Raw genomic sequence first — 13779 nt, 5'->3', positions numbered from 1 at the left:
GGCATCCTTTTTTATTTTTCATAAAAAAGATATAGTGGAAAGCAGGAAATAGCTTCAAAAAAAACTACAATCCTGCTATTTTATCTTCTTGTAAAATTTCATTCGTTTCTTCTTGTACTCTTTTTAATACAGATTTTAAATCTGAAATATTTTCTAAATCATTATCAGCAACCATATTTAACAATGCTTTGTCTTGCGCACGTCCTTTTTTCATTGCTTCTGCATACGGAATATCTTCATTAAAAGTTACCATCGAATATTTAGAAAAATACTCATTCGGAAACATTTTTTCTAAAGTCATTTCTAACTTTCTTTTTTCTTTAAAAACCGGATTTGCAACATGATCTTTCATCTCGTGAAAGTTGTCAATCGCTAAATCTGCAATGGCATCTGTATCTTCTTTTCTTGAATTTTGATAGGTTTTAAAAACCGCTTCCCAACTATCTAAATCTTGATTTAAAATTTCATCAAAAACTGTAACATCTTCAAAGGAAGCGTTCATTCCTTGTCCGTAAAACGGGACAATTGCATGTGCAGCATCTCCCATTAAAATAGTTTTGTTTTGATACATCCAAGGCGAACATTTTACAGTTCCTAACGCACCTGTTGGATTGTTAAAAAACTCGTCTTTTATACTCGGAATTAATTTTAAAGCATCTGGAAATTGTTCTTCAAAAAATGCAGTAATTTTTTCTTCAGAAGTTAAATTCTTGAAGTTGTATTCGCCTTCATCATAACTTAAAAACAAGGTTACAGTGAAACTTCCATCCATATTTGGTAATGCGATTAACATATATTCGCCACGAGGCCAAATGTGTAAATGTCCATCACTTATTTGATGTTTACCATTTTTATCAGCTGGAATTTCTAATTCTTTATATCCGTGCGTTAAATAATTTTGTGAATAGCTAAACAAGAATTTCTTCTCTAAATAATAGCTTTTGCGCAATGCAGAACCAGCGCCATCTGTTCCGAAGATAACATCAGCATCTATGGAAAATTCTTCTTTTGTCGAATAACTTTTAAAATGCGCAACTGTATTTTCAATATCAACAGAAGTACATTTTGAATTGAAATGTATGTTTACATTTTCGTGTTTTTCTGCTTCAGTAAGTAAAATTCCGTTTAAATCGCCACGAGAAATTGAATTTATATATTCATTTTCTCTTCCTGAATAATTAGACGCAAATGTATTTCCTTCTTTGTCATGCATTAATCTACCATACATCGGAATACAAATTTCCCTTGCCTTCTCTTCTACTCCACATAAACGCAAAGCTTTAAATCCACGATCTGACAATGCTAAATTGATGCTTCTTCCTGCGGAAATATCTGTAGTTCTTAAATCTGGTCTACTTTCGTACACCTCAACTTTGTAACCTCTTTGCGCTAATCTTAAAGCTAGTAAACTTCCGCAAAGTCCTGCTCCTATTATTAGTATATTATCTTGTTTTGTCATTTATTTTTTCTTTTTTCTTACATTCATTTTGTCTTGATACAAAACGAACCAAAAAATCATATTGAATTGAGGAAATTCCTTCGGAACATTCTCTTTCGGAATTCCGTGCTTAAAACTGCGTTTTGCATCTCCATTCCTTCGTTCATTATTTCTGCAATTCAAATTTCAATTCTACGAATTGATTTATCACTCTAAACCTCCTTTCCTTCGGAAAGGATTGAGGATAGGCTATTAACCATTCTATAAACATCTTCAAACGAATTATACATTGGCGTTGGCGCACAACGTATAACATCTGGTTCTCGCCAATCTGTAATAATATTATTTTCTGTTAACTTTTTGTGTAAACTTTTGTCAGCATTTTTAACTTGAATAGATAATTGACAACCTCTTTCTTTTGGATTTGATGGTGTGATAATTTTTATATCTTCTGAACCAATTTGGTTGATTAAAAACTCAAAATATCCTGTTAGTTTTTCTGATTTTTCTCTTAACGCTTCCATGCCAACTTCTGCAAACATATCTAAAGACGCTTTTATTGCTGCCATTGATAATATTGGCGGATTGCTTAATTGCCAACCTTCTGCTCCATCCATTACATCAAATGGTTGACGCATATTAAAACGTGTGTCTTTATTATGATTCCACCAACCTGCAAAACGTGGTAAATCTTTATTTTTTGAATGTTTTTCGTGAACGAATAATCCGCCTAAACTTCCTGGTCCGGAATTTAAGTATTTGTAGGTACACCAAGCTGCAAAATCTACTCCTGAATTGTGTAATTCTGGTGAAATATTTCCTGCTCCATGTGCTAAATCGATTCCGACGACGCAATCTTTTGAATGACCAATTTCTGCAATTCGTTTTAAATCTAAATATTGACCAGTGTAGTAATTTACGCCACCAATTAACAATAAAGCTATTTCATCTCCTTGTTCAGAAACGATGGTTTCTAAATCATCTATATTTAATAATTCTTCTCCTTTTCTTGGTTTCCATTCAATTACATCTTCTTCAGAAAAACCATGAAATTTTAATTGCGATTGTACCGCATATCTATCTGAAGGAAAAGCATCCGACTCAATAACAATTTTATATTTTGTTTTTGTTGGTCTGTAAAACGAAACCATTAACAAATGAAGATTGGTTGTAAGTGTATTCATAACCACAACTTCAATTGGTTTTGCGCCTACAATTTTAGCCATATTTCCAGTAAGAAACTCATGATAAGGCATCCAAGGGTTTTTGGCTTCAAAATGACCTTCTACTCCGTAATTTGCCCAATCATCTAATTCTTGTTGAATATATTCTTTGGTAGCTTTTGGTTGTAACCCTAAAGAGTTTCCTGTAAAATAAAGCCAATTATTCCCCTTTTTGTCTTTAGGAATATGAAATCGATTTCGTAAATAAGATAATTTATCTTCCTTATCTTGCTGTTGTGCGAATTGTAAAGTGTTTTGATATTTCATTAAATAAAAAAATGATTGTCTTCAAATATAAAACAATCATTTTTTAGATAATAATATTTACTATAGATTTTAATACAATACTCTAAACTTAATAGTTCCTTCTATTTTTCTTAATTCGTCTAAAACTTCTGTATTATACTCTTTATCTAAGTCTGTAATTACATATCCAACTTTAGGATCTGTAGATAAATACTGACCAGTTATATTCAAATTGTATTCTGCCAAAACCTTATTAATCTTAGCCATTACACCCGGAACATTTTTATGTATATGTAAAAATCTGTGCGCTTTTGTTTGCCTTGGTAAACGAATATTTGGGAAGTTTACAGCATCTACAGTATTCCCAGAATTAATATATGCCATAATTTTACTTGGTACAAAATCTGCAATATCTCTTTGTGCTTCTTCTGTGCTTCCACCAACGTGCGGTGTTAAAATTACATTTGGTAATCCTTTTAATTCCGTAAAGAATTCTCCGTTTTTCCTTGGTTCTTCTGGATATACATCTACTGCTGTTCCAGCAATTTTACCTGATTTTAAAGCTGCTACTAAAGCAGGAATATCCACAACAAAACCACGAGAAAGATTTACTAAATGTGCGCCATCTTTCATCTGAGAAATTTCTTTTTCTCCGAAGAAGTTTTTATTTGCAGCATTATCATCAACATGCAAAGTAACTACATCAGAAAGTGCTAATAAATCTGATAATTCATCTACTTTAGTTGCGTTTCCTAATGCTAATTTATCTTCAACATCATAATAATAAACGTCCATTCCTAAAGCTTCAGCTAAAATAGAAAGTTGCTTACCAATGTTTCCATAACCAACAATACCTAGTTTTTTACCACGAACTTCTCTAGAACCTTCTGCTGTTTTATTCCATTGACCGTTATGAATTTCTGTGCTTCGTTGAAAAACAGAACGCATTAACATAATAATTTCTCCAATAGCTAATTCAACTACTGAACGTGTGTTACTATATGGTGCATTAAAAACTACAATTCCGTTTTCTTTACACGCTTCTAAATCTATTTGCTTTGTACCGATACAAAATGCTGAAACCACCATTAATTTTTCAGCAGCATCAACAACTTTTTGAGTAACATGGGTTTTAGATCGAATTCCTAAAACGTGTACATCTTTTATTTTTTCAATTAATTCGTCTTCAGACAAACTTTTTGAAACTGTTTCTACTGTAAAACCATCTTTAGACAACTTCTTAAAAGCGTCTGAGTGCACGTTTTCTAACAATAAAATTTTAATTCTGTTCTTTGGGTATGAGATATTTCTTGGCAAATCGTTTACGTATAAAAATTCATCTAAATTAGGTGCAATATGGTCTGCGTTTTCTGTTGTTTTATCTCTTGAAACATTTTCTGTGTAAGCAAAAAACTTATCTGCCACACCAGCTTCACGAGTTACATAATCGCTGTAACCATCTCCAATAACTTGTATTTCTCCTTCTAAATCCATGTCTTTTAGACATTTAATTTTTCCGTTGTGTTGCGATAATGGATTAGTAGCATCAAAACCAATAATCTTACCGTCCGCTGCAAACTCAAATGTGTTTGCGTACACTCTTTCTGAAGGTATATTGTATTCTTTTACAATAGGATCTATAAATTCTTTGAATCCGCAAGAAATAACATAAATATCATCAGCAAATTCTTCAAAAAATTCTTTATTATTTTCTATGGATTTAGAAACTTGCTTTTTTAATGCAACAACCAAACCATCTAAATCTGCTTTGTTAGCATTTAAAAGCTTAATTCTTCTCTCTAAAGACTCTGTAAAAGAAATCTCTCCGTCTATTCCTAAATTAGTTATGTCTATAATTTCTTGAATTATAGCTTCTTTTTTAGGGTTATCAATCAACGTAATTTCTGCTAAAACATCTAATGCTTCTACTTTTGTTAGCGTACTATCAAAATCAAAAACATAACTTCTTTTCTTGGTAATCATTATTTAAACCTTGGTTGATATATGAATGGTAAATCTACAAATATAGTAGGTTATTAGAAAGTGATTTTAAAGTTTTGTGATATCCACTGTAATTCACAATAATTATTTTAATGTCAATAAAAAACAAGTAAAATTCTATAGAAAATTATCAAATCCTAAAAGAAGCAACCACCAAACTATTGGTAAAGATTCTACCCAAACAGCGCTATAGTATTTAGATTGTCTAATTGAAGCTCGCATTAATAAAAATAACGCTAAAAAAAAGACTATTAAAAACACTGACCTAAAGCTTGAATTTGGTGTTATTAAAAACTCTAAAAACAAACAAAAAGCTAACAAAACAAAACCTGCTTTTTTAGTTTTTTCCACACCTATTTTCTGCGGAAGGGTTTGTAAGGAAATTGCATCAAATTGTAAATCTCGAATATCGAAAGGTAAAATTAAAACTATAACCAATAAGAAACGTTGTATTACTAATAAATAAATAGTTATACTGAATGATTTTCCCACATTATAAACTGGTAACAAAACTGTAAAACCTGCCCAAACCAATGCAACTACAATAATTTTTAAATGACTTATGTTTCGTAAATTCTTTTGAAATCCACTTAAAAAAGGAACTGCATACAAAAGTGTTAATATTGCTAAAGGCGATAAAAACAACAAGGTTTTAAAAGGTAATTCCCAAGCATAAAAGCACATCAACAAAAAACAAATAAGTGAAAAAATCTGTATTATTTTTAAGTTCTTGGTTAAACTTCTATGATGCAATTTTGCAACACCTGCATATTTTACAAAGTTATAACCTGTAATTGTTCCGAAGAAAGCAAAAAAACCAAATGATTCATTATAAGGTAAATCAAAATACAATTCAGTAATTCTAACAAAAGAAAAGACAGCTAATGCAACATGAATACTTGAATTTATATAGAAATTTAATATTTTTTTTAAGAACAACATATCACAAAAATACTTAATTGTTTATAACCTAAAAAAAAGGTTGATAAATATCTAATTTGTCAATCTAAAATTCTCTGATTTTGGTTATTTTTACACACGGAAAAACACATAACCTAATGAACACAACTTCATTTCAATTAAGACATATTGGACCTCGTAAAAAAGACCAATCTAAAATGCTAGAAACTATTGGTGTAAATTCTTTAGACCAATTAATATTCGAAACAATTCCTGATGATATTCGCCTAAAAAGTGAATTAAATTTAGCACCAGAAATGAGTGAATATGAATATTTAAATCATATTAACGAATTGGGTGCTAAAAACAAGGTTTTTAAATCGTACATCGGTTTAGGATATCACGAAGCAATTGTGCCAAGTGTAATTCAACGAAATATTTTAGAAAACCCAGGTTGGTACACCGCTTATACACCTTATCAAGCCGAAATTGCGCAAGGTCGTTTAGAAGCTTTGTTAAATTACCAAACTATGGTTTGCGATTTAACAGGAATGGAATTGGCAAACGCATCTTTGTTAGATGAAGGAACTGCAGCTGCAGAAGCAATGGCGTTATTATTTGATGTTCGAGAAAGAGCTCAAAAGAAAGCCAATGTGAATAAATTCTTTATTTCTGAGGAAATTTTGCCACAAACTTTATCGGTTTTACAAACGCGTGCAATTCCAATCGGAATTGAATTAGTGGTTGGAAATCATGAAGATTTTGACTTTTCTACGGATTTTTTCGGTGCAATTGTTCAATATCCAGGAAAACATGGTCAAGTTTATGATTATACTGACTTTGTTGCCAACTGTAATAACAATAATATAAAAGTAGCAGTTGCTGCCGATATTTTATCATTAGTAAAATTAAAAGCTCCAGGAGAATTTGGCGCAGATGTAGTTGTTGGAACCACACAACGTTTTGGAATTCCGTTAGGTTATGGAGGACCTCACGCTGGTTATTTTGCAACCAAAGAAGCATACAAACGTAGTATTCCTGGTCGTATTATTGGAGTAACTAAAGATGTTGATGGCGGGCGAGCATTGCGTATGGCGTTACAAACTAGAGAGCAACATATTAAACGAGAAAAAGCTACTTCAAACATTTGTACTGCGCAAGTTTTATTAGCGGTTATGGCAGGAATGTATGCTGTATATCACGGTAAAGATGGTTTAAAATTTATTGCTGACACTGTACATCATAAAGCAAAAATATTTGCAAAATTTTTAGAAGACAAGAACATCAAACAATTAAATTCTTCATATTTTGATACTTTATTAATTGAAGTTGATGCTAAAAAAGTCAAAGAAATAGCAGAATCTTTAGAAGTAAATTTTAACTATGTAGATAATAACCATATCTCTATTTCTTTTAACGAAGCAACTACAAATAAAGATTTCACCAAACTTTTTAAACTTTTTAATCACTTTAAACCCACTCTGAATAAAGGTGAGGGGATTTCCACTACAGTAGGCGAGTTAAGCAGTACTGCTTACTCAAATTCTTTTAACTCTAATTTTGAAGTAATACCTCAAAATGCTCAAAGAAATACAACCTTTTTAGAGAACAAAATATTTAACAAGTATCAATCAGAAACTGATATGATGCGTTATATTAAAAAATTAGAACGTAAAGATTTAGCGTTAAATCACTCAATGATTTCTTTAGGTTCTTGTACAATGAAGTTGAATGCTGCTTCCGAAATGTTACCTTTAAGCAATCCACAATGGGGAAACATTCACCCATTTGTTCCTTTAAATCAAGCAGAAGGATATCAATCAGTTTTAAAAAACTTAGAAGAACAATTAAACGTTATTACAGGTTTTGCAGGAACTTCTTTACAACCTAACTCTGGAGCGCAAGGAGAATTTGCTGGTTTAATGACAATTAGAGCATATCATCAATCTAAAAACGATTCACATAGAAATATCTGTTTAATTCCTGCTTCTGCTCACGGAACAAATCCTGCGTCAGCAGTAATGGCCGGAATGAAAGTGGTGGTTACAAAAACAGATGAACGAGGAAATATTGATGTTGAAGATTTACGTGCAAAAGCAGCATTACACAAAGATAACTTAGCGGCATTAATGGTTACATATCCTTCTACTCACGGAGTTTATGAAAAAGCTATTATGGAAGTTACCAAAATTATTCATGATAATGGCGGACAAGTGTATATGGATGGCGCAAATATGAATGCACAAGTTGGATTGACAAATCCTGCAACAATTGGCGCAGATGTTTGTCACTTAAACTTACATAAAACATTTGCTATTCCTCACGGAGGTGGAGGTCCTGGAGTTGGACCAATTTGTGTCGCTCCACAGTTAGTTCCGTTTTTACCAACAAATCCTGTTGTTGCAACGGGTGGCGAAAATGCTATAACAGCAATTTCTGCAGCGCCTTGGGGTTCTGCTTTAGCTTGTTTAATTTCTTACGGATATATTACAATGTTAGGTGCAGACGGATTGACAAACTCAACAAGAAATGCCATTTTAAACGCAAACTATATTAAAGAACGTTTAAACGGACATTACCCAACATTATATACAGGTGAAATGAACCGAGCAGCACATGAAATGATTTTAGATTGCCGTTCGTTTAAAGAAAACGGAATTGAAGTTGTTGATATCGCAAAACGTTTAATGGATTATGGATTCCACGCACCAACGGTTTCTTTTCCGGTAGCTGGAACTATTATGGTAGAACCTACAGAAAGTGAAAGTGTTGAAGAATTAGACCGTTTTTGTGACGCAATGATTGCTATTAGAAAGGAAATTTCTGAAGCTGAAAAAGACAATGCAAATAATCCGCTAAAAAATGCACCGCACACACAAGCAATGCTAACTTCAGATGAATGGTCTTTACCTTACTCAAGAAAGCAAGCAGCTTTTCCTTTAGCATATATCGCTGATAATAAATTTTGGCCATCTGTTCGTAGAGTTGATGATGCTTTTGGAGATAGAAATTTAATGTGTTCTTGTAATCCTATTGAAGATTATATGGATTAATGATGTTTAAACGTGTAATTGTTTATGCGTTTATTTAAAAGTTAAAACCAACTTGCAAATTTTGTAAGTTGGTTTTTTTAATATTATTATTTAAGTTAAGCTATTTTAACTATAAACCTCTTCTAAAGTTTCAATTTTACCATTATCTACAGACCTTCTAAATACTTCAGTGGCTTTTACATCTGCTATAGAATTTTTACCCATAGCCGCAACTAGTTCTTTAGTTGCCAAAATGGTTTTTTCATGATAATTTTTTACACGAACATTCTTATCTCCTACAACCAAAGCTTTTACCAAATCGTCATCTTGCGTAGCTACACCAACTGGACAGGTATCTAAGTTACATTCTCTTGCTTGTATACAACCTAAACTTAACATAAAGCTACGAGCCATTCCTATTGCATCTGCGCCAAGTGCAAAATATTTTACAATATCAAAAGCATCAATTGCTTTACCACTTGCAATAATTTTTATCTCATTTCTAAGCTTATACTTCTTCAATGTTTTATCTACAAAAGATAATCCATCTAACAAAGGTGTACCTACATAATTAGAAAATTCTAACGGCGCGGAACCTGTTCCTCCTTCTCCTCCATCTACAGAAATAAAATCGGGATAATTATTTGCTTCTGAAAAAGATTTAATCATTTCTTCAATCTCTTCGTTATTACCAACACAAAACTTAACTCCAATTGGTTTCCCTCCAGATAAATCTCTTACTTTTTGTAAGAAAACAATCATTTCATCGAAATTAGAAAAAGCCGAATGTCCTGGAGGAGAATCTACTTGTGTAAACGGAACAACTCCACGAATTCCCGCAATTTCCTCTGTATTTTTCTTTGCTGGAAGAATTCCGCCATGACCAGGTTTTGCTCCTTGAGAAAATTTGATTTCAATCATTTTTACTTCTGGACGAATTGCATTTTTTCTAAAAGCTTCATCATCAAACAAACGTTTTCCATTAATATCGTGTTTTCCTGCACCAAAATAACCTGTTCCTACTTGAAAAATTAAATCACCTCCTTGTAAATGGTATGGTGAAATTCCTCCTTCTCCTGTATTGTGTGCAAAATTTGCCATTTTTGCTCCTTGATTTAATGCTTTTATAGCATTTTTACTCAATGAACCAAATGACATTGCAGATATGTTTATTATAGAAGCATCGTATTTTTGAGAACATTTATCTGAACCAATTAATACTCTTTCTCCGGTAACTTTATGGTGATCTGTTGGAAATAAAGAGTGTTTTACAAACTCATACCCTTTTGCATACACGTTATGCTGTGTTCCAAATGGAACTGTATCTTTTTGCAATTTTGCACGTTGATAAACAATAGATCTTTTTTCTCTGTTTATTGGTGTTCCATTTAAATTATCTTCAATAAAATATTGTTGAATTTTCTCTCTTTCATCTTCAAAAAGCCAACGTAATCTTGCAATTAAAGGAAAGGACCTTAATAAAGAGTGCTTGTCTTGAAAGGCATCAAAAAGTGCAACTATAGTTAAAATCCCTGTAATTGATAGTAAAATAATATTACCAACATGTGGTAAAAAGTAAACTAAGACTCCGCAAGCTACCGTTGCAGTTATTAAAATAGCAAGAATTGTATTTCTCATTTTATTGAATTTATTTGACGGATAAAAGTACAAAAATCACTTTGAATTTAAGCACAAAATATATAGATAGGTTTAGCCCAGATTGAAGTGACATCCTTTTGCTTTTTCTGCAAAAGATATAACGGAAAGCTGGAAATAGCTTCCATAAAAAAAGCCCTAACAGAAGTTAGAGCTTTTAATAAATTGCAATCAAAAAAATTATTTTTTGAATTTTGCGTATTTTGTTTTGAACTTGTCAATACGACCAGCTGTATCTACTAATTTAGATTTACCAGTGTAAAATGGGTGAGAAGTTCTTGAAATCTCTAATTTGATTAATGGATATTCTGTACCCTCAACATCTAAAGTTTCTTTAGTGTTTGCAGTAGATTTAGTTAAAAAAACATCTCCGTTAGACATGTCTTTAAACGCTACCATTCTATAATTTTCTGGATGTATACCTTTTTGCATCTTGTATAATTTTAATATCTTACTTTTGTATAAAACTGTTTAAATTGGTAAAATTAAAACGTTTTATTTATCAAAAACCTGCAATGGCTATTTGAGTGCGCAAATTTAACCCTTTTTTTGAATTTGCAAACAAATAAATTGTTTTATTTGTAGTGAAAATTATAATTATGTATAAATCTAAACTATTATTGGTTGTTTTTACAGCAACTATCTTACTTTCAGCTTGTAAAAGCGGTTATAAATTTAAATTAACATCTCCTAAAAAAACCACACTTGGTAAAAGTGTTGCTGTTTCTTTGGAAGAAATTAATGGAAATGCGGTAGATTCTATTCAGTTTTTTGTGAATAACAAGAAAATTGCATCTAAAGGAGCTACTGCAACAATTAATACTACTAATTTGGGTGTTGGTAAACATGCTGTAACTGCCGTTGCTTTTTATCCTGAGAAAGCGAAAAAAGTTAACAATACAATTGAGGTTTTTGCTACAAAAGCACCTGATGTGTATTCTTATAAAATTGTAAACACATTTCCGCATGACAAAAAAGCCTATACGCAAGGTTTAGAATTTAATAATGGTTTTTTATATGAAACTACCGGTAGAAAAGGACAATCTTGGTTGCGTAAAGTGGATTATAAAACAGGAGAAGTTTTACAACAAGAAGACTTAAGCAGCACATATTTTGGTGAAGGAATGACTATTTTTAATGATAAAGTATTCTGGCTTACTTGGCAAGCTGGTAAAGGTTTTGTGTATGATGTAAACTCATTTAAACAAGAAAAAAGCTTTGAGTATTTTAATAGTAAAGAAGGTTGGGGTTTAACGCATAATGATACTGAATTAATTAAATCTGACGGAACTAATAGAATTTGGTTTTTAGATCCAGTAACTCTAAAAGAAAAACGTTCTATACAAGCTTACACAAACAAAGTTTCTTTACAAAGTTTAAACGAACTAGAATATATTAATGGTAAAATTTATGCTAATTACTGGCAAAAACCTTTAATTGCAATTATAAATCCAGAAAACGGAACTGTTGATGGAATTGTAGATCTTACCAACCTAGTTAAAGAAATGAAAAAAACTCAAAAGTTAGATGATGCTGATGATGTTTTAAACGGAATTGCCTTTGACGCAAAAAACAATAGAATGTTTGTTACCGGAAAACATTGGAGCAAATTATTTGAAATTGAATTGGTGAAAAAATAAGTCCATAATGGACATTTAATTATAAATATCAGGTCGAGCGCAGTAAAGACCTTAATTAACCTCTCAACTGCGCTCGAGGAGACAGAAATTAAAAAAACATGCGTAACTTTCTAATATTAGTACTTGTAATTATTCTTGCTTCTGTAACATCTTGTCGTAAAGATTTTACAACCGTGCAGAGTTTTGGAAGCCTAGAATTTTCTAAAGACACCGTTTTTTTAGACACTGTTTTTAGTAATATTGGTTCTGCAACGTATAATTTAAAAGTATATAATAGAGGAAGCAAGGCAATTACAATTCCGTCAATTCAATTAGAAAACGGAATGACTTCTAACTATCGTTTAAATGTAGACGGAATTGCAGGAGACACTTTTCAGGACATCGATATTCTTGCCAACGATAGTATGTATGTTTTTATTGAAACTACAATAGATTTTAATACAGTTCCAAATCCGCTATACACAGATAAAATTTTGTTTGATAATGGAAACAATCAACAAGATGTAGATTTGGTTACTTTGGTACAAGATGCCGTTTTTCTATTTCCTGATAGAAATCCGGTTACCATGAAAATTGATAGCTTAACTTTAGATGGAGAACCAACAACCATTAGAGGTCGGTTTTTAGAAGATTCAGAATTAACTTTCACCAACGAAAAACCGTATGTAATTTATGGTTACATGGCAGTTCCTAACGGAAAAACAGCAACAATTGAAGCTGGAGCAAAACTGCATTTTCATGACAATTCTGGTTTTATTGTAGATAATGGAGCAACCTTAAAAAGCAACGGAACATTAACCGAAAAAGTAGTTTTTGAAGGCGATAGATTAGAGCATTCTTTTAGTGATATTCCAGGACAATGGGGAACACTTTGGATGCGCGCAGGAAGTAAAGACAACGAACTACACAATACTCAAATTAAAAACGGAATCATAGGTGTTTTAGTTGATAGCATCAATGGAACAAACCCTGTTTTAACCCTAAAAAACACAGAAATATATAACAATTCTAACTACGGAATTCTTGCAAGAGAAACCAATATTTTAGGAGAAAACGTTGTTATCGGTAACGCAGGTCAAGCTTCTTTAGCAGCAACTATTGGCGGAACTTACAATTTTACTCACAGTACATTTGCCAACTATTGGAGCAATAGTTTACGTCAATTACCAACCGTTTTGGTAAACAATCATTTCACGTATTTAAATGCAAACGATCAAGAAATTACCGAAACAAGAGATTTACACGCGGCAAACTTTACTAACTGTATAATTACTGGAAATAACAACATTGAATTCATTTTAGACAAGGTAGACGGAAGCGCATTTAACTATTCTGTAGCAAACAGTTTAATTCAGTTTGAAGATGTTAGCGGAACATTTTCAAACAATGCCGAAATGGATTTCACAAACTCAAATTACAGTAACATTATTCGAAACGGATTCCCACATTTTAGAGACACCTCAACTAACGACTTTATCATTGGTGAAAATTCTGATGCTATAAACGCAGCAGCTCCAAGTTCAATTTCTGAAGACATTTTAGGAGTTAGTAGAATTGCAAATCCTGCAATTGGCGCGTATCAAGATATTATTTTTTAGAAGCTATTTTCTGCTTTCACTACTCGCTTTTTTTGGTATTTCGAC

General features: G+C 32.0%; 9 protein-coding genes. 3 read left to right on the top strand and 6 right to left on the bottom strand.

All coding sequences use genetic code 11. The features are described from left to right. Nucleotides 1–64: 64 nt before the first annotated feature. The 4 genes from LPB136_RS00555 to LPB136_RS00540 all read right to left on the bottom strand — a co-directional run bounded on the left by LPB136_RS00555 (nt 65) and on the right by LPB136_RS00540 (nt 5850). Nucleotides 65–1459, bottom strand: coding sequence for an FAD-dependent oxidoreductase (locus LPB136_RS00555; RefSeq protein WP_072554272.1), 1395 nt, complete (start codon nt 1457–1459; stop codon nt 65–67). A gap of 191 nt (nt 1460–1650) precedes the next feature. Then, nucleotides 1651–2928, bottom strand: a complete 1278-nt coding sequence (gene kynU / locus LPB136_RS00550) for a kynureninase (RefSeq protein ID WP_072554271.1) — start codon at nt 2926–2928, stop codon at nt 1651–1653. A gap of 69 nt (nt 2929–2997) precedes the next feature. Beyond that, complete coding sequence (gene serA, locus LPB136_RS00545) at nt 2998–4890, bottom strand: phosphoglycerate dehydrogenase (protein ID WP_072554270.1); 1893 nt, start codon at nt 4888–4890, stop codon at nt 2998–3000. A 135-nt stretch (nt 4891–5025) separates the two neighbouring features. Then, a complete protein-coding gene (locus LPB136_RS00540; RefSeq protein ID WP_072554269.1) occupies nt 5026–5850 on the bottom strand; it encodes a UbiA prenyltransferase family protein in 825 nt (274 codons plus the stop codon). Nucleotides 5851–5966: 116 nt separating this feature from the next. Here LPB136_RS00540 and gcvP point away from each other — a divergent pair, with 116 nt between their 5' ends. Continuing rightward, nucleotides 5967–8861, top strand: coding sequence for an aminomethyl-transferring glycine dehydrogenase (gene gcvP / locus LPB136_RS00535; RefSeq protein WP_072556857.1), 2895 nt, complete (start codon nt 5967–5969; stop codon nt 8859–8861). A gap of 105 nt (nt 8862–8966) precedes the next feature. Here gcvP and LPB136_RS00530 read toward each other — a convergent pair whose 3' ends face one another. Together LPB136_RS00530 and LPB136_RS00525 are read right to left on the bottom strand one after the other, a co-directional pair. Then, the gene (locus LPB136_RS00530) at nt 8967–10478 is read right to left on the bottom strand and encodes an FMN-binding glutamate synthase family protein (protein ID WP_072554268.1); all 1512 of its coding nucleotides are present in this window, start codon (nt 10476–10478) and stop codon (nt 8967–8969) included. Nucleotides 10479–10676: 198 nt separating this feature from the next. Next, nucleotides 10677–10928, bottom strand: coding sequence for a type B 50S ribosomal protein L31 (locus LPB136_RS00525; RefSeq protein ID WP_072554267.1), 252 nt, complete (start codon nt 10926–10928; stop codon nt 10677–10679). 167 nt (nt 10929–11095) lie between these two features. On the opposite strand from LPB136_RS00525, the gene LPB136_RS00520 reads away from it, so the two are divergent. Next, nucleotides 11096–12136 (top strand): glutaminyl-peptide cyclotransferase, encoded by a 1041-nt coding sequence (locus tag LPB136_RS00520; RefSeq protein ID WP_072554266.1) that lies wholly within the window; start codon nt 11096–11098, stop codon nt 12134–12136. A 98-nt stretch (nt 12137–12234) separates the two neighbouring features. Beyond that, entirely contained in the window at nt 12235–13734 is a 1500-nt protein-coding gene (locus LPB136_RS00515; RefSeq protein WP_072554265.1) for a hypothetical protein, read from the top strand. Nucleotides 13735–13779: the final 45 nt, after the last annotated feature.

The sequence above is a fragment of the Tenacibaculum todarodis genome (assembly GCF_001889045.1).
Classification (GTDB): Bacteria; Bacteroidota; Bacteroidia; order Flavobacteriales; family Flavobacteriaceae; genus Polaribacter; species Polaribacter todarodis.
Note: the sequence above shows the minus strand (reverse complement) of the source record. Positions and strands in the feature narration are given on the sequence as shown.